18 protein-coding genes and 3 tRNA genes are annotated in these 20,938 nt (G+C 57.0%); 9 read left to right on the forward strand and 12 right to left on the reverse strand.

Annotated features, from left to right (window positions below; all coding sequences use genetic code 11):
- Positions 1-104 precede the first annotated feature (104 nt).
- On the forward strand, positions 105-1,142 hold the full coding sequence (locus tag AC2FNC_RS00815; RefSeq protein WP_496714330.1) for a Hint domain-containing protein: 1,038 nt from the start codon (positions 105-107) through the stop codon (positions 1,140-1,142).
- A gap of 77 nt (positions 1,143-1,219) precedes the next feature.
- Positions 1,220-1,879, forward strand: coding sequence for a DUF1638 domain-containing protein (locus tag AC2FNC_RS00820; RefSeq protein WP_480517173.1), 660 nt, complete (start codon positions 1,220-1,222; stop codon positions 1,877-1,879).
- 2 nt (positions 1,880-1,881) lie between these two features.
- On the opposite strand, the gene AC2FNC_RS00825 is transcribed toward AC2FNC_RS00820, so the two are convergent.
- Complete coding sequence (locus AC2FNC_RS00825; RefSeq protein WP_480472984.1) at positions 1,882-2,292, reverse strand: SufE family protein; 411 nt, start codon at positions 2,290-2,292, stop codon at positions 1,882-1,884.
- A 138-nt stretch (positions 2,293-2,430) separates the two neighbouring features.
- On the opposite strand from AC2FNC_RS00825, the gene AC2FNC_RS00830 reads away from it, so the two are divergent.
- Positions 2,431-2,961, forward strand: coding sequence for a hypothetical protein (locus AC2FNC_RS00830; RefSeq protein ID WP_496714332.1), 531 nt, complete (start codon positions 2,431-2,433; stop codon positions 2,959-2,961).
- Positions 2,962-2,967: 6 nt separating this feature from the next.
- Here AC2FNC_RS00830 and rnd read toward each other — a convergent pair whose 3' ends face one another.
- From rnd to purM, 3 genes are all read right to left on the reverse strand, one after another.
- Positions 2,968-4,125, reverse strand: a complete 1,158-nt coding sequence (rnd, locus tag AC2FNC_RS00835; protein WP_496714334.1) for a ribonuclease D — start codon at positions 4,123-4,125, stop codon at positions 2,968-2,970.
- A gap of 114 nt (positions 4,126-4,239) precedes the next feature.
- Positions 4,240-4,836: a phosphoribosylglycinamide formyltransferase gene (purN, locus tag AC2FNC_RS00840; protein WP_480553627.1), complete on the reverse strand. Its 597-nt coding sequence runs from the start codon at positions 4,834-4,836 to the stop codon at positions 4,240-4,242.
- Complete coding sequence (gene purM, locus AC2FNC_RS00845) at positions 4,833-5,879, reverse strand: phosphoribosylformylglycinamidine cyclo-ligase (RefSeq protein ID WP_496714335.1); 1,047 nt, start codon at positions 5,877-5,879, stop codon at positions 4,833-4,835. Before purM ends, purN begins: the two co-directional genes overlap by 4 nt.
- Before the next feature lie 107 nt (positions 5,880-5,986).
- Between purM and AC2FNC_RS00850 the strand changes: the two genes are divergently transcribed.
- Positions 5,987-6,063 (forward strand) — tRNA-Ile (locus tag AC2FNC_RS00850).
- Positions 6,064-6,325: 262 nt separating this feature from the next.
- Here the strand turns inward: AC2FNC_RS00850 and AC2FNC_RS00855 are convergent.
- Positions 6,326-7,645 (reverse strand): ATP-binding protein, encoded by a 1,320-nt coding sequence (locus tag AC2FNC_RS00855; protein WP_480603506.1) that lies wholly within the window; start codon positions 7,643-7,645, stop codon positions 6,326-6,328.
- Positions 7,646-7,689: 44 nt separating this feature from the next.
- Between AC2FNC_RS00855 and AC2FNC_RS00860 the strand changes: the two genes are divergently transcribed.
- Complete coding sequence (locus AC2FNC_RS00860; protein WP_496714337.1) at positions 7,690-8,604, forward strand: MBL fold metallo-hydrolase; 915 nt, start codon at positions 7,690-7,692, stop codon at positions 8,602-8,604.
- A 76-nt stretch (positions 8,605-8,680) separates the two neighbouring features.
- Positions 8,681-8,755: transfer RNA gene (locus AC2FNC_RS00865), tRNA-Asn, on the forward strand.
- Between the two features lie 195 nt (positions 8,756-8,950).
- Here AC2FNC_RS00865 and AC2FNC_RS00870 read toward each other — a convergent pair.
- A complete protein-coding gene (locus tag AC2FNC_RS00870) occupies positions 8,951-9,550 on the reverse strand; it encodes a hypothetical protein (RefSeq protein WP_496714339.1) in 600 nt (199 codons plus the stop codon).
- 335 nt (positions 9,551-9,885) lie between these two features.
- Between AC2FNC_RS00870 and AC2FNC_RS00875 the strand changes: the two genes are divergently transcribed.
- Positions 9,886-9,960, forward strand: a tRNA-Asn gene (locus tag AC2FNC_RS00875).
- A 22-nt stretch (positions 9,961-9,982) separates the two neighbouring features.
- Here the strand turns inward: AC2FNC_RS00875 and AC2FNC_RS00880 are convergent.
- From AC2FNC_RS00880 to zwf, 4 genes are all read right to left on the reverse strand, one after another.
- A complete protein-coding gene (locus AC2FNC_RS00880) occupies positions 9,983-11,602 on the reverse strand; it encodes a long-chain-fatty-acid--CoA ligase (protein ID WP_496714340.1) in 1,620 nt (539 codons plus the stop codon).
- Between the two features lie 185 nt (positions 11,603-11,787).
- Positions 11,788-13,398 carry a glucose-6-phosphate isomerase gene (pgi, locus tag AC2FNC_RS00885; RefSeq protein WP_480553637.1) on the reverse strand — a complete coding sequence of 537 codons (1,611 nt, stop codon included), beginning with the start codon at positions 13,396-13,398 and terminating at the stop codon, positions 11,788-11,790.
- Between the two features lie 4 nt (positions 13,399-13,402).
- Complete coding sequence (gene pgl, locus AC2FNC_RS00890; protein ID WP_480517187.1) at positions 13,403-14,074, reverse strand: 6-phosphogluconolactonase; 672 nt, start codon at positions 14,072-14,074, stop codon at positions 13,403-13,405.
- Entirely contained in the window at positions 14,071-15,525 is a 1,455-nt protein-coding gene (zwf, locus tag AC2FNC_RS00895) for a glucose-6-phosphate dehydrogenase (RefSeq protein WP_480517189.1), read from the reverse strand. Before zwf ends, pgl begins: the two co-directional genes overlap by 4 nt.
- Before the next feature lie 163 nt (positions 15,526-15,688).
- Here zwf and AC2FNC_RS00900 point away from each other — a divergent pair, with 163 nt between their 5' ends.
- Positions 15,689-16,642, forward strand: coding sequence for a radical SAM protein (locus AC2FNC_RS00900; RefSeq protein ID WP_496714342.1), 954 nt, complete (start codon positions 15,689-15,691; stop codon positions 16,640-16,642).
- Between the two features lie 111 nt (positions 16,643-16,753).
- Here AC2FNC_RS00900 and AC2FNC_RS00905 read toward each other — a convergent pair whose 3' ends face one another.
- Complete coding sequence (locus AC2FNC_RS00905) at positions 16,754-17,023, reverse strand: usg protein (RefSeq protein ID WP_267366492.1); 270 nt, start codon at positions 17,021-17,023, stop codon at positions 16,754-16,756.
- A gap of 192 nt (positions 17,024-17,215) precedes the next feature.
- Between AC2FNC_RS00905 and gyrA the strand changes: the two genes are divergently transcribed.
- Positions 17,216-19,936 (forward strand): DNA gyrase subunit A, encoded by a 2,721-nt coding sequence (gene gyrA / locus AC2FNC_RS00910; RefSeq protein WP_496714343.1) that lies wholly within the window; start codon positions 17,216-17,218, stop codon positions 19,934-19,936.
- A 42-nt stretch (positions 19,937-19,978) separates the two neighbouring features.
- Here the strand turns inward: gyrA and yghX are convergent, their stop codons facing one another.
- Positions 19,979-20,875: a YghX family hydrolase gene (gene yghX / locus AC2FNC_RS00915; protein ID WP_480517197.1), complete on the reverse strand. Its 897-nt coding sequence runs from the start codon at positions 20,873-20,875 to the stop codon at positions 19,979-19,981.
- Between the last annotated feature and the right edge of the window lie 63 nt (positions 20,876-20,938).

The raw sequence follows: 20,938 nt of genomic DNA on the forward strand, positions 1-20,938 counted from the left end.
TCTTTTTCGTTTTGTTGCACCGCCTCCGTCTTTAGGCGTCTTGATTATCCAATTGTATACGAAAGTGCGGTTAAAAACCGAAACGCCCAAGTTTCGGGGGTCCCGTGCCGCAGTCATTCACAGCCATTTCGTTGGGCAAACTCGCCGATATCGATCGTGTTGAGGGCAATTACGTCGCTGAAAACGCCTCCGCGCTTGTTGGGCAAACCTTCGGTTACACGGACGCGCCATTATCGCACAACAGCGTGACATGGAGCGCCGTAGGAAACCCCGGCTCTGCCTATGACATGAACAACATGTCTGCCAATGATCGGTTTTCGATCGACGGCGGCGCGCCGCAAACCTTTGATGGCACATCAGTTTACCACGCCACTGTCACTTATTTCGACGGCACAAGTGCAAACATTACTGCCGTTGTCGCGCAGGATGTGGATGGCAACACATATCTGGTGCCAGAGTTCTCGGACAACGCAGATCAGGCCGCTCTGGAAGCGGGGCCTATACACTCGATCACCTTCAACAGTCTTGCCGGTAATCGGTATTCGGGACTGGTGTCAAGCCGCGAGGACTGGGATCTGGTCCCGTGCTTTACGCCCGGAACGTTGATCAGAACACGGAAGGGAGAACGCCCGGTAGAAACGCTGCGTCCCGGCGACCGGGTTGAAACCCTTGACCACGGGTTTCAAACGGTGCGTTGGGCCGGGCAACGGCGGGTTCAGGCCGCAGGCACGTTCGCGCCGGTTCTGTTCAAGGCAGGCGCATTTGGAAACGCACGCGACCTTCTGGTGTCGCAGCAACACAGGATGCTGCTCTGGAACTGGCGCTTGGAACTGCATACCGGCTATTCCGAAGCGCTGGCCCCCGCCAAACACTTAGTCAATGGACATGACATCATCCTCAAACCCGGCGGGGTCGTAACCTATATCCATCTGCTGTTTGATCAGCATGAGTTGCTCTGGTCGGAAGGCTGCCTGAGCGAGAGCTTTCATCCCGGCGCCCAAACCTGGAACGCACTTGATCGGTCGGCCCGACAGGATATCCTATCGTTGTTTCCCGAGTTATTGAAGCAAGGTATCGCCGCCTACGGCCCGCCCGCGCGGCCTCTGTTATCGGCATTCGAAACACGAACGTCGGCAGCCTGACACGAGATGTCGGAAGAAGGCTTGCCTGCAAGCTGTTTTCGTTCTCTTGTGCCATGAGCCCATAAGGAAGCCGACCTATGCCAAGCGATACGCTACCGGATGATGCAAGCCTCACAACCAAAGGCTATGACGGCGTGGAAAACGCAGGCATCCTGCTGATCGCCTGCGGGGCACTTGCGCGCGAAATTCTGGATATCAAAACGCGCAACGGCTGGGATCACATGGCTCTGACCTGCCTGCCTGCAATCCTGCATGTTCATCCGGAACGGATCACGCAGGCAGTTGAAGACACCGTGGCCAAACACCGCGACAGGTTCGAAAAAATCTATGTGGTTTACGCTGATTGCGGAACCGGAGGTCTGCTGCAATCCGCCTGCGAAAAACTGGGCGTCGAGATGGTAAAAGGCCCTCATTGCTATTCGTTCTTCGAAGGCAATCAGGCCTTTCAAGAACGCGGCGAGGACGAAACAACTGCCTTCTACCTGACTGACTTTCTGGCCCGCCAGTTCGACGCATTTGTCTGGAAACCACTGGGCCTGGATCGCCACCCGGAACTGCGGGACATGTATTTCGGCAACTACACCAAACTGATTTATCAGGCCCAGATCGACGATCCGAAACTGACCGAACGCGCACGGAAATGCGCGGACCGCATGGGATTGGCGTTCGAACGTCGTTTCACCGGCTACGGCGATCTGGAAACCACTTTGTCAGACTGGGCAAACCGCCCCGAGTGACCTCAGGCGTTTTCCTGCGCGACCTGGCGGATGCGTTCGATCATGGCCCGCAATCCATTGGACCGCTGCGCTGACAGATGATCGTTCAAGCCCAGTCGGGCCAGTTCTGCCGCCGCATCGACCTGCGGCACCTCGGTCACCGGCAGTCCGTTGTATAGGGACCGAAGCACGGCGATCAGCCCGCGAACGATCAGCGCATCACTGTCGCCATCAAATTTGAACACACCTGCTTCGATCATCGGATGCAGCCAGACCTGACTGGCACAGCCGTGAACCTTTGTCGCCGGAACTTTCAACGCGTCATCCAAAGGCTCCATCGCCTTGCCCTGTTCGATGACATGGCGATACCGGTCTTCCCAGTCTTCGAGAAACTCGAAATCCTCGACAATGTCTTCAAAGGCAGGCGTGGCCATGGCGCAGTGATCCTTTCGTTGAAATCACAATGTGACCTATGCCGACGACCACCTGCTGTCCAGCCCCAGCTGTGGCTTTTCAACGCGAAGAAATTACGCTAACCCATTGTCTGAATTCGTGTGAAAAGCAGTGGGTCCATGCAAAAGTCTCTGTCCGTTCTTATCATCGCCATGCTGACCCTGACTGCCTGCGGCAGCTGGCGCGACTCGCGGGTGAATCCGTCAAACTGGTTTGGCTCCAGCCGGTCTGTGAAGCCTGAAACGCCGTCGGACCCAAATGCCGCCGATGCTTTGGTTCCCAAGACAAGAGAGGGAAGAGGCCTGTTTTCGCGCCCAGACGCCGAAGATACCAGCATTCCAATCGCCAAAATCGATGAGCTGCGGATCGAGCCAATTCCGTCGGGCGCGATCATCTATTCCTCTGGCACCGCGCTTCGGCAGGGTGCCTATAACGCACGCTTGGTTTCGGTTAATTCAGAAGAAAACAAAGAAAAGGGAATTCTGGAGTTTGTATTCCGCGTGAATTACCCCAGCACAGATACCCCGCAAGGATCTGAACGAACAAGAATGGTGTCGGATGCCATTAATGTCTCGACCCAGGATCTTGAAGGCATTCGTCTGATCCGTGTTGTCGGGCAACAGAATACTTTGGAATCGCGGCGGCGGTAATCGCCGCTAAAGCGAGACGACCTTGACCGCCTGCCCTTTGGCCGCCAGCGCGATTTTCCCCTCGCACAGCTTTAGTGCGTCTTCCCCAAAGACCTCGTAACGCCATCCCGACATCGCGGGCAGTTCTCGTTCGCCAGCGGCAATCTGGTCCAATTCGGAACTTGTTGCGATCAGCTTGGCCGCAACGCCTGAGCTTTCAGTTTTGGATTTCAGCAGAACCCGAAGCAAGTCGGCCAAAGCCGGGTTGACCTTCAGGTTATCCCGGGAATTGTCGATCTTCGGCAGATTTTCCTGCGGACAATTTGTGCCCTTCGTCACCGCAGCAAGAATACCTTCGGCAATCGGGCCCTTGCGCGCCTCGCGCAGCAAAAGGCGTGATCCACCGAGATCGGCGACTGTCTTGGGCTTGGTCGACGCCAGTTCGATCAAGGCATCATCCTTGAACACCCGGTTGCGCGGCACGTTATGTTCCTGCGCATACCTTTCGCGGAACTGCGCCAGCTCGCGTACAACAGCCAGGAACTTGGCCGAATTCGTTCGCGTCTTGACCCGCTTCCAGGCCTCTTCGGGACGAATGTCATACGTGGCAGGCTGCGTCAGCGTACGCAGCTCTTCAGCCACCCAGTGGCTGCGCATCGTCTTCTTGAGTTCCGCGGAAAGATATTCGTAGATCCTGCGAAGATGCGTCACATCCGCCAGTGCATATGTTTTCTGCGCCTCTGTCAAAGGGCGGCGGGACCAATCGGTGAACCGCGAAGTCTTGTCGACGCCCTGTTTGCAGATCTTCCGCACCAGCGTCTCATAGCCGACCTGCTCACCAAACCCGCAGACCATAGCGGCGACCTGTGTGTCGAACAACGGGTTGGGGAACACACCGGCCTCGACCCAGAATATCTCAAGATCCTGACGCGCGGCGTGGAACACCTTGACCACGTTCTCGTTTCGGAAAAGCTCATACAGCGGTTCGAGAGACAGGCCATCAACCAGCGGATCAACCAGAACCGCGCTGTCTTCATCATCAGAGGGAAGCGCCAGTTGCACGAGGCACAGTTTCGAATAATAGGTCCGCTCGCGCAGAAACTCGGTATCGACTGTGATATATGGATAGCTTGCGGCCGCCTTGCAGAAATCGGCCAGTTCTTGCGTCGTCATCAGAGTTTTCATGCGCCGTACTAGTTTTGCTCTTGCTCTTGTGAGTGCCCGTAAATTCCCTCGCCCCCAAGCGATACCGACGACCATAGGACGATTTTCAGGCGAGTGTAAATCACCCTCGGAACCTCACGGCATGAGAACGGGTGACCTGTTGCCTTCGGCAAAGCGGCGCAGCACCGCTGGATAAAGTTCATGTTCCCGGATCAGAACTTTTGAAGCCAGAGTTTCCGGGGTATCCGCTGGTTCGATACCCACACGCGCCTGACCCAGAATCGGGCCATCATCCAGCGCCGCTGTCACCTCATGGACCGAGCAGCCATGTTCCGTATCGCCCGTTTCAATTGCGCGGGCGTGGGTGTGTAACCCCTTGTATTTGGGCAGCAATGAAGGGTGAATGTTTAGCATTCGCCCCTGAAAGCGGGTTACGAAATCCGCGGTCAGGACCCGCATGAACCCGGCCAGGCAGACAATATCCGGCCGCGCGTCTTCCAAGGGCTTCAGCAACTCAGCCTCAAAGGCTGTGCGATTGCCCTTGAATGGCCGGTGATCGACCACTGCGGTCGGAATGCCACGGTCCGCAGCTTTTTTCAACCCGCCCGCCTGCGCATCGTTGGACAGGACCAAACAGGGCCGCGCCGGATGATCACCGGTCATGCTGTCGACAAGCGACACCATGTTGGACCCGCCGCCCGAAATCAGGATCGCGACGCGCTTGTGGCTCACAGCAGTTTGCCCGAATAAGCAACTCCGGGCGTTTCGGTGATAGTACCAATCTGCGCCACCGTCTCGCCAGCCTCGGCCAGCAAGGTCGAAAGCTGATCGGCCTTATCCGGGTCGCAAACCATGATCAGACCGATGCCACAGTTGAAGGTCTTGAGCATCTCAGCTTCCGCGATACCACCAGTCTGCGCCATCCAGCTGAAAACAGACGGCAATTGCCAGCTGCCCAGATCAATCTGTGCCCCCAACCCATCCGGCAATACGCGCGGCAGGTTCTCGGTCAGACCGCCACCGGTGATATGGGCCAGCGCGTGAACGCCACCTTCGCGGATCGCGGACAGGGCCGGTTTGACATAAAGGCGCGTCGGCGTAAGCAGCACCTCGCCCAATGAACCTTCACCAAAAGGGCACGGTGCATCCCAGCCCAGACCAGACAGTTCGACCAGTTTACGTACCAGTGAATACCCGTTGGAATGCACTCCGTTCGACGCCAGACCAAGCAGCACATCCCCCGCCTGCACCCCCGAAGGCAGGTCAGCGCCGCGTTCCATTGCCCCGACCGAGAACCCGGCCAGATCGAAATCGCCATCAGGGTACATGCCGGGCATCTCGGCAGTTTCGCCACCAATCAGAGCACAGCCGGATTGCGCACACCCTTCGGCAATTCCTTCAATGATCCGCGCGGCCGTGTCTGTGTCCAACTTGCCTGTCGCGAAATAGTCGAGAAAGAACAAGGGCTCGGCCCCCTGACAGATCAGGTCATTGACACACATGGCCACCAGATCGATGCCAACCCCGTCCACGACGCCGGTGTCGATCGCAATTCGCAGTTTTGTACCAACCCCATCCGTGGCACCAACCAGAATGGGATCCTGGTACCCGGCAGCTTTCAGGTCGAACAGTGCGCCGAAACCGCCCAGACCGCTCATCACGCCGGGGCGGTTGGTTCGCTTTGCTGCGGGTTTGATCCGGTCAACCAGAGCATTGCCCGCGTCAATATCCACGCCTGCATCGGCATAGGTGATTCCGTTCTTGCCCGCTGTCATGGCCAGTTCCTTTTGAATGCTTTGCGGGCGGGTTATTCGATTGTGGCGTTTGTTGCAACGGTCAGGCTTGACGCGGCTGTTCACCGTGATACGCAATGCGCCTAGGCGGGCCTGTAGCTCAATTGGTTAGAGCAGAGCGCTCATAACGCTTTGGTTGGGGGTTCGAGTCCCTCCGGGCCTACCAAATCACCGCCACTTGCCTTGAACACCCCGCACATCTCACTGGTTTTGTTTGCGTTTTTGACAACAAGCATTCATCCTGTCCCGTGCAACCTGTCCAAACGCGGTTCGAATTTAAAGGCATTGGTCCAGTTCGCAGATTTCCAGTTTCGATCAAAGCGTCCTTGGGTGACAGGTCTTGCTGAAATGCTCCAAAATCTTGTCGCGGGAATCCAGACGCACAAATTGTCATATTGGCGCGAGTTTGAACCGGTAGAGGTGTCAGTTTACCGGCCAATAATGATATCCGCGCACAAACCGCCCAAGCGTTCACTTTTGGCCAGTCTCAGGGTGCCACCATGGGCCCGTGCAACATCCGCCACGATTGCCAAACCCAAACCCACGCCACTGCCTTGATTCTGGTTGCGCGCAGGGTCGAGCCGCGTAAAGGGTTTGACGGCCTCTGTGCGCTGCTCTGCGGGAATTCCGGGGCCATCATCTTCGACACGGATGCGCAGCGACTTGGAATTCAGCGACAGGCTGACCTCAGCCCGGCTGCCGTAGCGCACGGCATTTCCGATCAGGTTTTCGACGGCCCGCCGAACGGCCATTGGGCGCAGCATTGCCGTTCCCTGCCCCTCGACAGCGACCAGTTCGGCCGGATGCCCGGCTCGTGTCGCGTCATCTACAATCTGTCGAACAAACTCAGCCGGATTGATTTCCTCAGGCGATCCTTCGGACGCCCCGCGCGAGAATTCGAGGAATGCATCAACCAAGGACTGCATTTCCGCCACGTCCTGTAACAAAGGTCGTGCCTCGTCCTCGGGCAGCATGGCCAGTCCAAGCTTCAGGCGGGTCAGAGGTGTGCGCAGATCATGGCTGACGCCGGACAACATCAGCGTCCGTTGTTCGATCTGACGTTCGATCCGTGATCGCATATCCAGAAACGCATTCCCCGCCGCGCGTACCTCGATGGCACCGCCCGGTGAGTACGGTACGCTCCGCCCTCGTCCAAACGCCTGCGCCGCATCGGCCAGCCGTGTGATGGGGCGCAACTGGTTTCGCATGTACAGAAATGAAATCGAGGTCATGATGATCGCGAAAAACAGCATCGTCACGATCAACTGATGCGGCGCCGCTGGCGACAATCTGCGCCGGTCGAAGGTCAGTTCCAGCACCCCCAGATGCGTATCCAGATACAAACGCGCCTCGCGGCTGCTTGGCAACGCAACAGCACTCAGCTCCGGCAGCCTTGCACGAAGTTCTGCCTCGACCTGAGGTGCTATGAAGTCGTACCACCGTGGACGGTCAGTTTTGGGAGTTTCGTTGGGAGGCAGAAATCGGGCCTGCATTTCCAGCGCCAGAAGATCCGGGCGCACTTCGGCCAATGCCAGGTGCTGCGTCTCGGCCCCGTCCATCATGGTGGTGATCAGCATCACTTCCCTTGAGGCTGCGCGCGTCATCTGGTCAGTGACATCTTCCAGATGCTTTTGAAGAAAGGAAACTCCTACAACCAGCAGCAACGCGATCACAGGAAGAACCAGAATCAGCGCTGCCCGGGCGTATAGGCTGCGTGGCATATAAGGTTTGAGCCAGTGCGTCGACATGCGCTAAACCTAGCGGGCTGCCCGGACAAGAGAAAGAGCACAGAATGCAGGCACCCGACGATTTCAATCCACCCGCTGGTGTTGCGACAGAATTGCAACCGGGTCTGCGGCGCATTCTGGCCCCCAACCCGTCACCGATGACCTATCGCGGCACCAACACCTATCTGCTAGGCGATCGCGACATTGCCGTCATTGATCCCGGCCCCGCAAGCGAAGAGCATTTGAACGCGATCCTGAATGAACTGCAACCTGGTCAGAGAATCAGCCACATAGTCGTCACGCACGCCCATCTGGATCACTCACCCTTGGCGGCACCCCTAGCCGCCCGAACGGGGGCTGCGATCTACGCGTTTGGCGGCCCCGAAGCCGGTCGCAGCGCAGTTATGACGACCCTTGCAGCACGTGGGTTGGCTGGAGGTGGCGAAGGCATCGACACCGCGTTTCGCCCGGATGTAGAGGTTGCGGATGGTGAGGTCATCTTGGGCGATAACTGGCAGCTTGAGGTTATTCACACTCCGGGGCATCTGGGAAACCACATTGCCCTGGCATGGCAGGATACCTGTTTCACCGCCGACCATGTGATGGGATGGGCCAGTTCGTTGGTGTCACCACCGGACGGAGACCTGACTGATTTCATGACAGCCTGCCACCGCCTGCGCGCGCGCGACTGGTCGGTTTTTCACGCGGGCCACGGTGCGCCAATTTCAGACCCTGCCGCGCGATTGGACTGGCTGATCCGACACAGGCAAAACCGCGAAGCTCAGATTCTAACTGCCTTGGAGGATGCAGACGGAACGGCGCGGCAATTGGCCAAGCGTATCTACACCGACACACCCGTAACCCTGCTGCCAGCCGCGGAGCGGAACGTTTTTGCCCACCTCGTTGATCTTACTGGTAAAAAACAGGTGTCACCACACGGCGAACTATCTGCCACCGCAATTTTTCGCAGAGATCCTTGAAGCCACGAAAATTTTTTAAAGTTCGCGTGCTTAACCTCTGGACGCCGGGAATCCGGATTGCTATACGCCCCTCAGTTCCGGCGTAGCTCAGCGGTAGAGCAGTTGACTGTTAATCAATTGGTCGTAGGTTCGATCCCTACCGCCGGAGCCAAACATATCTGAAAACCAGATATTTGGCTTTTCCCAGATCGCGATCTTGAATTTTCCGGTTTGCTGGAAATAACGTGCCAATCACTCACATGGCTAAGGTTCAATTCCAGTTTCATGCACATCTCAACCAAGCGTTAAGCTGGTTCGGCGCTTGCTTCTCGGACCCTTTAAGGAACAAACCGAATTTAACACGTCCCTAAGGGAGCGTTAACAATCGAATGACACGAATCAAGCGATCGACGGGAATCTGCATTGGCTCTACCTCGAATATCGCCATTCGACCAACAAGCTCAGGCTTAGGCAGAAACTCTTCCGCCGCTTGTAACCGTGGGCGATCACCGTAGTCGTCGATCAACAAGGTCACTGGTCGGGTAATATTGAAGGCCGTCGCCAAAGCACAACCCACGCGAAACCGACCGTCAACAAGAACCACATCCGGGTGCTTAAATCCGTTGCTCTGCCAGATTGACAGCGGATATCTGGGATAGCGCGCCGATTTGTCCTGATTTACCGGAAAACCCCACTTCTTGGTTTCACCGACATCGACCCATGAAATATTGACCTCAGTCCCTCTACTAGGAGGATTCTCACGAAACCAACGCCGCATCATGCGAGCCCAGCCTCGATCACTTTCGACACTGAAAACAGTTTTTGCTTCCATCTCCCCAGCGACCACAGTCGAACCGCCCGAGCCATATTCCAGAATTACAGAGGCCGCATCATAGTGCTTTCGCAGGACACGCTGCGCATTTTCCGGCATGGTTAAAACAGGTCTTTCAAGGCTTGCCGTATTCAATTTGATCTCCGGGTCTTTTCGCTTTTGATGCTTGACGTTGCAATTCACCGTGGTTTCTGAACCGGCACAATCTACCCCTACAGAATTCTCATCACATGACAGCGAAATCAATAGCGACGACTTGATTCCCCAGGCAAAGATTCCACCACAACGGCACCCCGACATATAAGTTTCAGTTGAGCCGGGATTGACAGCTTACCGTACAAGCATCAAGCAAACAGCAATGACCCAAGGAACAGCTTGACGCTCAGATTTCGGGCTGGGAAGATTTTCCTCAAGAATGCTGCTCTCCCTCTGGACGCCAGATACTCCGGTTGCTATACGGCGCGGACCGTTCCGGCGTAGCTCAGCGGTAGAGCAGTTGACTGTTAATCAATTGGTCGTAGGTTCGATCCCTACCGCCGGAGCCAATTCACCCCGCCAGATCGCGTCTCACCCCCCAAGGGCATCCTTGAAATCCGCACGCAGGTTGCGTTTCAGCACCTTTCCGGTTGCGTTCAGCGGCAGCGCGTCAACAAAGACAACCTTGTCCGGAATCTGCCATTTGGCGATTTTCCCTTCGAAGAAGGCCAGAACCTCTTCTTCGCTTGGATTTTCCCCCTCGGCCCTTACAGCGACCAGCAACGGCCGTTCGTCCCATTTCGGGTGCGGAACACCGACCACGGCTGCAGTTGCCAGTTTCGGGTGCGCAACAGCGATGTTTTCAAGTTCGACCGAGCTGATCCACTCCCCTCCGGACTTGATGATATCCTTGGATCGGTCACGAATGGTCATGTATCCATCGGCGTCTAGCGTTGCGACATCGCCTGTGGCGAACCAACCGTCTTGCAACAGATCCTGATCCTGCATCAGGAAATAGCTGTCCAGCACCCAATGCCCCCGCACCATCAGATCGCCCTGCGTTTCACCGTCATGTGGCAGATCTTTTCCGTCATCATCCACGATTTTCAGTTCAACCCCGAAAGGAGGCCGGCCCTGACTCAGACGGATAAGGTGTTGTTCTTCAAGCGGCAGCACCAGATGTTTGGCCAATGGGCAGTTGGCCGTACCAAGTGGGCTCATCTCACTCATTCCCCACGCATGGACCGTATCGACGCCATATTTATTCCGGAAGGTTTCCATCATCGAGGGCGGGCAAGCAGCTCCTCCGATCACGGTCCGTTCGAGGCTTTTCAAGCTCGTCCCGCATTTGGCGGCATGTGCCAACAGTCCCTGCCAGATGGTTGGCACCCCCATGGCCAGCGTCACGCCATAGGTGTCGATCAGATTAACCAGCGCCTCGCCATGCAGATCCGGGCCGGGCAAAACCAGACGCGAGCCTGACATGGCGCAGGCATAAGGCGACCCCCATGCATTAACGTGGAACATAGGAACAACGGGCATCACGACATCCATCGCCGAAAAGCCGATCACGTCGCGCGTATTCGACGCGAAACTGTGCAGGACCGTCGATCTGTGGGAATAAAGAACCCCCTTGGGATGGCCAGTTGTGCCCGACGTGTAACAGAGCCCCGAGGCCGTATTTTCATCCAGTTCAGGCCAATTAAAGGCCGCGTCACCGGTTTCGATCAGCTCATCACAGAATTTCACGTCGGGTATCTGTGCGGCGGCGTCATCATTGCGGGGGCCCATCAGAACAAAATGGCGAACATCCCTCAGCGCACCGTGCAAGGTGGCAACCAGCGGGACGAAGGTTGCATCAAAGAACAACACCCGATCCTGAGCATGGTTGATGATATAAGTCAGTTGTTCAGGAAAAAGCCTCGGATTGACCGTGTGACAGACATATCCCGCACCCGAGGTGGCATAATAGATCTCCAGATGGCGACGATTGTTCCAGGCCAGCGTCGCGACCCTGTCCTGCGGCTCCAGACCCAGCCGCGTCAGGGCCGACGCCAAACGCCGGGCGTTCACGGCTATCTCGGACCAGTTGGTTTCGGTCACTGTTCCATCCGTTTCGACCGAGATGATCTCGGTCTGGCCGTGGTAGCGCTGCGCGTGATCAATCAACGACGAAATCAGCAAAGGCTGCGTCATCATCTGTCCCAGCATGGACATCCTCCCGTCATGGGCGGGACCTTGCCTGGCCCCGGCCTGTTCCGTCTGGCACTGACAGGCAGAGGTGTTCCCTGTCACGTCAGTCCAGCCGTTTCCTAAGACGGAACCCTGCCAATCATTTAATTGTCTGACAATAAGAGAATGCAACCCACACCGATAGCGGACTACATTCCCGCCGCCTAATCCCGGTGTTTCAGTGCGTAGGCGACCAAGGCCGCGGTCGACCCATCCTTGCCCTCGGCGCTTTCTTCACCGTCCACAATGGGGCCGAGCGAATTGGCCAGTTCCTTGCCCAGCTCAACCCCCCATTGGTCGAAAGAGTTGATGCCCAGCAACACGCCTTCGACAAACACCCGGTGTTCGTAAAGCGCAATAATCTGACCCAACACAAACGGTGTGAGTTTGGGGTAAATCAACGTTGTCGAAGGACGATTACCGGGGAAGACCCGGTGCCGGGCCTGCCGGTCCAGTTCATCACCCAGATACCCCTGCTGCGCCATGCGTTGTCGCGCTTCTTCGAACGAACGGCCACGCATCAGGGCCTCGGACTGGGCCAGACAATTGGCCAAAAGCAGACGGTGGTGATGGGTCAGTTCGGGTTCGTGCCCCTCGGCCGCAACCATGAATTCGCAGGGAATGACATCCGTGCCCTGATGGATCAGCTGGTAAAACGCGTGTTGTCCATTGGTGCCCGGCTCACCCCAGACGACAGGTCCTGAAGGCATGGTTAAGGACGACCCGTCCATCGCCACGGATTTGCCATTCGATTCCATCTCCAACTGCTGGAAATAAGCGGGCAGACGCAACAACCGCTGGTCATAAGGCAGCACCGCACGGCTGGTATATCCCAGAACCTGTCGATGCCAGATGCCAACCAATGCCAGCATCACGGGCATGTTTTCATCCCAGTCAGCCGAGCGGAAGTGCAGATCCATCGCCTGCCCGCCACGCAAAAACGCGTCAAAAGCTTTTGAACCAACCGAAATCATGACCGGCAAGCCGACCGGCCCCCAAACCGAATAACGCCCACCGACCCAATCAGCGAAACCAAAAACATGCGCCTCGGGAATACCGAAGGCCTGCGTCTTGTCCAAAGCGCTGGAAACGGCGGCAAACTGACGCGTCGGATCGCCCCCGCCTTCGGACATCCACGCACGGGCGGTGCGTGCATTGGTCATCGTTTCGATTGTGGTAAAGGTTTTTGAGGCGACAACGACCAGCGTGCGCGTCGGGTCGAGCTGCCGCAACGTGTCCGCGATATGCGCCCCATCGACGTTCGAGACGTAATGCACCCGCGGCCCATCGTGATAAGGTGCCAGCGCCAACGTGGCCATGACCGGGCCAAGGTCTGACCCGCCGATGCCGATATTGACCACATCGGTAAAGTTGCCCCCCGCCCCAGCGATGGCGCCGCCACGCACCTCTTCAGCGAACACGCGCATCCGATGCAGCGTGTCCAGAACCTCGGGCATAACGTCCTGACCGTCCACCTCAACCGGCCCGCCATCAAGGTTGCGCAGGGCCGTGTGCAACACCGCGCGCCCTTCGGTCTCGTTGATCTTCTCGCCCGCAAACATCGCATCACGCCGAGACGCCAGATCAGCCTCTGCACACAATTGAATGAGCGCGGATCGCACCGCATCATCGATCTGTGTTTTTGAATAGTCGAAGACCATATCCCCAGATGAGGTTGAAAAAGCTCCAGCCCGGTTTGCATCTGCCGCAAACAGGTCAAGGATACGACGGTCACTTTTCGACAGAGCCAGTGTTTTCAAAGCATCCAGATGCATTGCCTTACTCCGCCCAGTGTACGGTCATGCCACCAAGAACTGCGGCGATCGGTGCCTCTTCCGGCGGTAGCGACATAGCTTTTTCAAGAACGGTGCGCTTTGCCTGACCATAGATGATCAGATGTTTCGACAGCGCCCCGTCCAGGACCGGAGCGGTCAGGGAAATTCGTGCCTCTGGCTGCACTTCGGTCCGGGCAACGATCAACGTAGGTGCATCACTGCGCAAAGCTTCCTCCAGCCCTTCCATCCCCGGAAACAATGAGGCCGTGTGCAAGTCTTCACCCATTCCCAGTACCAGCACCGACAATGGCAATACCGGCGCAATCAGCGACTCGATTTCGGGCAACGCTGCTTCAGGTTCTGCACCAGGGACATAAAGCGGAATATATTGCGCCGCAGAGGCCCTGCTGGTCAGCAATCTTTCGCGGATCAAACGCTCGTTAGAGCGGTCATGATCCGCTGGCACACAGCGTTCATCCGTTGGCAACACACGCACACGATCCCACTCAAGATCGGCGGCACACAGGCTGTCAAATACCGGGCCCGGAGTTGTTCCCCCGGGGACGGCCATTGCAACGGTATCATGGTGCAGCAATGCGGCCTCAAGATCGCCCGCCAACACGTTGGCCACGTCGATGGCAAGCATTTCGCGATCAGCATATTCCTGAATTTTCATGGCTTTATCCCTTGCCAGTGGCGTCCATCACGTTTCATTAGCAGTTCAGCGTCGCCCGGCCCCGTGCTGCCGCTGTCATAAGGCTTCGGCACGTCCCCGCGCGCCAACCATCCAGCGATGATCGGATCGGTCCAGGCCCAGGCGGCCTCAACCTCATCCCCGCGCATGAACAGGGTCTGGTTTCCACGGATCACGTCCATCACCAGGCGTTCATACGCATCTGGCGGGTCCTGATTTTCGGGGCCGAGGGCTTCGGCAAAGCTCATGTCCAAGGGAACATCGATCAGACGCATCCCGCCCTGCCCCGGTTCCTTGATCGTCACCTTCAGCGTGATCCCTTCATTCGGCTGCAACCGGATCGACAACGTGTTGGCGTGACGCCCCGCTTCTTCCCCGAAAATCGAGTGTGGCGCGTCCTTGAACATCACGTTGATCACCGACGAGCGCGCCACCAGACGCTTGCCTGTGCGCAGGTAGAACGGTGTACCTGCCCAACGCCAATTACTGATATGGGCCTTTAACGCCACATAGCTTTCGGTGGTTGATCGCAGGTTGCCAACGCAGTCCCGGTATCCCGGCCCGTCCGATCCGGCCGCAAACTGCCCCCGCACGATGTGATGCGGTTCAACCGGATTAAGCGCCCGGATCACCTTGAGCTTTTCATCCCGAACTGCGTCAGGATCGAACTTGGCCGGAGGTTCCATCGCAATCAGGCAGAGCAGCTGCATCAGGTGGTTCTGCACCATATCCCGCATCGCACCCGCGCGCTCATAATAATCTTCGCGTCCTGCGATACCGACAGTTTCCGCAACCGTTATCTGGATATGGTCGACATACTGGCTGTTCCACAGCGGTTCGAACAGCATATTGCCAAAGCGGACCGCCATCAGATTCTGGACGGTTTCTTTGCCTAGATAATGGTCGATCCGGTAGATCTGATTTTCATTAAAATGCGCGGCCAGCGTGGCATTCAAGTCCCGCGCGCTTGCCAAATCATGTCCAAACGGCTTTTCGACCACGATGCGGGTTTCTTCTGTCACCAGATCATACGCCCTAACCCGCTCGGCCAATGGCCCGAACAGGCTGGGACCGACCGAGAAATAGAAAGCGCGAACCCGGTCGGGCGAGAGCTTTTCACCCAGTACATCCCAACCTTCCGACGTCAAGGCATCCAGCGATACATAGTCGACCCGTTGCAGGAACCGGGTCAGGGCTTGCGAATCCCGGGCGCGTTCCGAAGCGTGCCGTTGCAGCGACTCAGCAACCATCTTACGAAAGGCGTCCGCCGAATGACCGGCGCGCGCCGCTGCGATAATCCGGGCATCCTCGTGCCACTGACCCGCACAATACCGACGGAAAAGCGCAGGCAGGATCTTACGCTGCGCCAGATCACCGGTGCCGCCGAAAATGATCAGATCAAATGGATCAACAGGGATGACACGTGAAACCATGAGTTGTCCTTACCCTGACCCTTCCGGCATGTCCAATGTTAGCGCAACCAAAGCTCAATAAATCTTGTTGATCAAAACTCTGTCAGAACCCCTGCACCAGACTTACCAAATCCGCGACAAAGGGCTAGATCAGTTTGATGACTTCAACGAACCGGATGCGGGAATGAAAGACAACGCCCCTCAGCTTGCCAATATCGGCAAGTTTCAGCGTAAACTGGTAACGGCCGATGGCCAGACCCGCGCAAAGGTTTCCCTGACCAACCCTCAGACCCTGTGGTTCAACACCGGCACGCTGTGCAATATTGAATGCGTAAGCTGCTATATCGCCAGCAGCCCGACCAATGACGCACTGGTTTATATCACTGCAGACGAGGTTCGTGACTACCTGGATCAGATCGAAGCCCGCAATTGGCCTGTGCGTGAAATCGGTTTTACGGGCGGCGAGCCCTTTATGAACCCCGAGATGATCGATATGACCCGCGCCGCGCTGGAGCGTGGATACGAAGTTCTGATCCTGACCAACGCGATGGCCCCGATGATGCGCCGCAAGGTGCGCGACGGGCTACTGGCATTGCAAAGGACTTTCAATGACAAGCTGACCCTGCGTGTTTCCGCCGATCATTACCGCGCAGAACTGCACGACCTTGAACGCGGCAAGGGGAGCTTTGAAAAAACCCTGACGGGTATGAAGTGGCTGCGCGATCACGGCTTTAACATGGCTGTTGCCGGGCGCACCGTTTGGGGTGAGTCTGACACGGAAAGTCGCGCGGGTTATGCCGCATTCTTTACAGAGCACGGCTTTGACATTGACCCGCATAACCCGGCTCGGACCGTCCTGTTCCCGGAAATGGACGAAACTGTCGAAGTTCCCGAGATTACAACGGCTTGCTGGGGAATACTGAACAAGTCACCCGATGCATTGATGTGCGCCAGCGCCCGCATGGTGGTGAAACGGAAAGGCGCTGACCGGCCTGCCGTGTTGGCCTGCACCTTGCTGCCCTACGAGTCGGAGTTCGAGATGGGGCATTCTCTGGCCGAATCCGAGGCTGACGTTCACCTGAACCACCCCCATTGTGCCAAATTCTGCGTGCTGGGCGGTGCCAGTTGCTCTGGCTGAACGATTCAGGAATTCCTGATTTCGCTTCGGACGGATCATCAGACACGCGCCGACCATTTCGCTTCAATGATTGAAGAGCATGCACCAACGGAACTCGTACCTGCCTCTCGCTCAGTTCACACGAAACTCGCCCACCATGTTGCGCCACTCACCCGGTGCGATCATTTTGCGATGGGTGAATTTGACCGAATGCAGCGGGCCTTCGATTTCGCGCTGCCAGAAGTCGATGAATTTGAACAGTTTCGGATGATCCGGCGCAAGGTCGTAATCCTGCCAGATGAACGTGTTCAAGACGTGGATATAGTCGGGCATATGATAGAAAAACTCAGCCGTTGTCAGCCCGTACCCCTTGAGCATCAATTCGGTTTCGCTTGGGTTCATGCAGACCTCCTGCTTGATACAAGGTCCATTCAAGATACCACGAAAAACTTCTAATACTTATATAACAATATGTTACTTGAGTATTACCGCGGAAAATCCCCGTAAAGGCGCTGCTTGCTTGCACCTTATGTGCCGGGTCTGATAAGATACACCCACAAGATATAGACCCAGAACAAGACACGGGCAGTTTACGTGAGCGATACGCCAGAAATTCCTGAAAACATGGATGAAACCCCGCCCGAGCGCCCAGTCTACGACGGCCCGACGGTTTCCATCGAATCCGAAATGCGCACATCCTATCTGGACTATGCCATGTCGGTCATCGTTAGCCGCGCGATCCCTGATTTGCGCGACGGGCTGAAACCGGTGCACCGCCGCATTCTGTATGCGATGCACGAAACGGGGAACACGCACGACAAGTCGTACCGCAAATCGGCCCGTCCGGTGGGCGACGTGATGGGTAAGTACCACCCGCATGGTGACAGCGCGATCTATGACGCACTGGTGCGGATGGCGCAGGATTTCTCGATGTCGCTGCCGCTGCTGGACGGTCAGGGCAACTTTGGCTCGATGGACGGCGATAACCCGGCGGCTATGCGCTACACCGAAGTGCGGATGGACAAGCCCGCCGCTTCCCTGTTGGCTGATATCGAAAAAGAAACGGTCGATTTTCAGGATAACTATGACGGCAAGGACCGGGAACCGACGGTTCTGCCGGCCCGTTTCCCGAACATGCTGGTCAATGGCGCCGGTGGTATCGCCGTGGGGATGGCGACGAACATTCCGCCGCACAACCTTGGCGAAGTAGTCGATGCGACTCTGGCGCTGATCGACGATCCCGACCTTACATCAGAACAGCTGATCGAATACATCCCCGGTCCCGACTTTCCGACCGGTGGCCTGATGCTGGGGCGTTCCGGTGCGCGCAAGGCCTATCTGGAGGGCCGTGGCAGCGTCATTATCCGCGCCAAGACCCGAGTAGAAGAAATCCGCAAGGACCGCTATGCCATCGTTGTCGACGAGATTCCCTATCAGGTGAACAAGGCCGCGATGATTGAAAAGATCGCCGAGGCCGTGCGCGAGAAGCGGATCGAAGGCGTGGCCCATGTACAAGACGAATCCGACCGCAACGGTGTGCGCGTTGTGGTCGAGCTCAAACGTGACGCGACGCCCGAGGTGGTGCTGAACCAGCTCTATCGCTTTTCGCCGATGCAGACCTCCTTTGGCTGCAATATGCTGGCGCTGAATGGTGGCCGCCCAGAGCAGTTGACCCTGCGCCGGTTCCTTACCTCGTTCATCGACTTCCGTGAAGATGTCGTTGCCCGCCGCACCGCCTACGACCTGCGCAAGGCGCGCGAACGCAGTCACATCCTGTGTGGTCTGGCTGTGGCGGTGTCCAACGTCGATGAAGTGGTCGCAACGATCCGGTCGTCTGCGGACGCGGCGCAAGCGCGTGAAAAGCTGATGACCCGCCGCTGGCCTGCCTCCGAAATCGAAAGCTATCTGCGCCTGATCGACGATCCTCTGTCCAAGATGAATGACGATGGCACCTATAACCTGACCGAGGTGCAGGCCCGCGCCATTCTGGAGTTGCGCTTGCAGCGCTTGACACAACTGGGCGTCAAAGAAGTCACGGACGAACTGGAAGAACTGGCAGCCAAGATCAAGGAATACCTTGATATTCTGTCCTCACGCGAACGGATCATGAGCATCATCGCTGATGAGCTGCGCAGCGTGCGTGAACAGTTCGCGGTCGACCGCCGCACTGAGATCGTCGACTGGTCGGGCGACATGGAAGACGAAGACCTGATCGAGCGTGAAGACATGGTCGTGACCATCACTTCGGGCGGCTATATCAAACGAACGCCGCTGGCAGATTTCCGCGCCCAGAAACGCGGTGGCAAGGGCCTTTCGGGGATGCAGACCAAGGAAGAGGATGTTGTTACCAACCTCTTCGTTGCAAACACCCACACTCAGCTGCTGTTCTTCACAACAGATGGGATGGTCTACAAGCTCAAGACCTGGCGCTTGCCCCAATCCGGGCGTACCGGCAAAGGTAAGGCCATCGTCAACATTCTTCCGATCCCAACCGGTGTTTCCATCGCCGCAATCATGCCCGTGGATGTACCCGACGAAGAATGGGAAAACCTCCAGATCGTCTTTGCCACCAGCGCAGGTGACGTGCGTCGTAACCGCTTGTCAGACTTCACCAATGTCCGGCGCAACGGCAAGATTGCGATGAAACTGCCCGACGGCGTTGAACTGGTGAATGCGCGCATCTGTTCGGAAGACGAAGACGTGATGCTGGTCACCAATTCCGGCCGCGCGATCCGCTTCCGGACCACCGACGTGCGAGTCTTCAACTCACGCGAATCCACAGGTGTCCGGGGGATCAGGCTGACCAACGGTGACCGTGTCGTGTCGATGTCCGTGATCCGTCATTTCGAGGCGACCCCCGAAGATCGTGTGGCCTATCTCAAGATGCGGCGTGCAGTTGCAGGGCTTACCGAAGAAGACGCTGGTGACGACGAGGAAGCCGCAGCAAGCAGCGATTTCAGCCAGGAAAAATATGCCGAGATGTCGGCGGCTGAAAACCTGATCCTGACCATCACCGCCGGTGGTGCTGGCAAGTTGAGTTCAAGCCACGACTACCCCGTGCGCGGACGTGGCGGCATGGGCGTAGCCGCGATGGACAAGGCGATGCGCGGTGGGGATTTGGTTGCATCCTTCCCGGTCGAGATCGACGATCAGATCATGCTGGCCACATCGAAAGGCCAATCTATCCGGGTGCCGGTCGATGGCATCTCTTTCCGCTCACGTTCCGCAGGTGGCGTGAAGGTATTCAATACCGGCAAGGGCGAAGAAGTCGTCAGCGTCGCGTGGATCGCCGATCAGGGCGACGAGGAAGAATGACAGTAACCCCGGGCACCGGTTCGACGATTCCCGGGGTTCAGTTCATGTCAGGTAGGCATTGAAAAAAGCGATGGTCCGGCTCCATGCCAGATTTGCCGCGGCTTCGTCATACCTGGGCGTCGTATCGTTGTGAAAACCGTGATTGACGTCCGGATAGAAGTGCACGCTGAATTTCTTTTGATTGGCTTTCAACGCCTCTGAATATGCAGGCCATCCAGCGTTGATACGCTCGTCCAGACCGGCATAGTGAATCATAAGAGGTGCTTCGATGGACGGAACATCTTCAGCTGGTGGTTGCCGACCGTAGAATGGCACCGAGGCCGCAAGGTCCGGATAGGCCACGGCCAAGGCGTTGCAAACACCTCCGCCATAGCAGAATCCGACAGCGCCAACCTTGCCTGTCGAAAGTTCGTGATCACGTAAAAACTCAAAAGCCGCGAAAAAATCCGCCATCAGTTTTTCCCGGTCCATCGAGCGCTGCATCTCGCGCCCTTCTTCATCAGTACCGGGATAGCCGCCAAGGGGGGACAACCCATCAGGTCCAAAAGCCAGGAAACCGGCCTTGGCCGCGCGGCGCACAACGTCCTCGATATAAGGGTTTAGACCCCGGTTCTCGTGCACGACCAGTACCGCAGGCAGTTTACCTTCGGCATTTGCCGGCATCGCCATCAGGCCGCTGGTTTCGCTATGCCCGTCCGGGCTGTCATATGCGACCACCATGGTTTGGATCGCGGGATCGTCCGGGGCCACCTGTTGAGCCCAGGCGTAATTAGGTTGCAACTGGTCCAGAATCATTGCGCCTGTCACTCCAGCAGCCGTGTATTTACCGGCTTTTGAGATGAACTCACGCTTGGACATCGTGCCGTGCACATATCCGTCGAATATCTCGAGGATACGCGGATCAAAATCACTGGCTTTCTTGCGGGCTTTTCCGGTCATCGTTGCCTCCCAGGCGATGGTATCGGTGCACCGATTCTAACGCTTGGGAGGCAATTCGGAAAC

The organism is Ruegeria sp. BHSA123, assembly GCF_059613425.1.

Coding starts and splice junctions, on each gene's coding strand:
- AC2FNC_RS00905 (WP_267366492.1), bottom strand. CDS start 17,023: ATGAACCCAAGCGAAACCGAATTGATGCTCAAGGGGTACGGGCTGACA.
- AC2FNC_RS00820 (WP_480517173.1), top strand. CDS start 1,220: ATGCCAAGCGATACGCTACCGGATGATGCAAGCCTCACAACCAAAGGC.
- rnd (WP_496714334.1), bottom strand. CDS start 4,125: ATGAAAACTCTGATGACGACGCAAGAACTGGCCGATTTCTGCAAGGCG.
- AC2FNC_RS00830 (WP_496714332.1), top strand. CDS start 2,431: ATGCAAAAGTCTCTGTCCGTTCTTATCATCGCCATGCTGACCCTGACT.
- AC2FNC_RS00900 (WP_496714342.1), top strand. CDS start 15,689: ATGAAAGACAACGCCCCTCAGCTTGCCAATATCGGCAAGTTTCAGCGT.
- AC2FNC_RS00880 (WP_496714340.1), bottom strand. CDS start 11,602: ATGCTGGGACAGATGATGACGCAGCCTTTGCTGATTTCGTCGTTGATT.
- pgl (WP_480517187.1), bottom strand. CDS start 14,074: ATGAAAATTCAGGAATATGCTGATCGCGAAATGCTTGCCATCGACGTG.
- AC2FNC_RS00860 (WP_496714337.1), top strand. CDS start 7,690: ATGCAGGCACCCGACGATTTCAATCCACCCGCTGGTGTTGCGACAGAA.
- purM (WP_496714335.1), bottom strand. CDS start 5,879: ATGACAGCGGGCAAGAACGGAATCACCTATGCCGATGCAGGCGTGGAT.
- yghX (WP_480517197.1), bottom strand. CDS start 20,875: ATGACCGGAAAAGCCCGCAAGAAAGCCAGTGATTTTGATCCGCGTATC.
- pgi (WP_480553637.1), bottom strand. CDS start 13,398: ATGCATCTGGATGCTTTGAAAACACTGGCTCTGTCGAAAAGTGACCGT.
- AC2FNC_RS00825 (WP_480472984.1), bottom strand. CDS start 2,292: ATGGCCACGCCTGCCTTTGAAGACATTGTCGAGGATTTCGAGTTTCTC.
- AC2FNC_RS00855 (WP_480603506.1), bottom strand. CDS start 7,645: ATGTCGACGCACTGGCTCAAACCTTATATGCCACGCAGCCTATACGCC.
- zwf (WP_480517189.1), bottom strand. CDS start 15,525: ATGGTTTCACGTGTCATCCCTGTTGATCCATTTGATCTGATCATTTTC.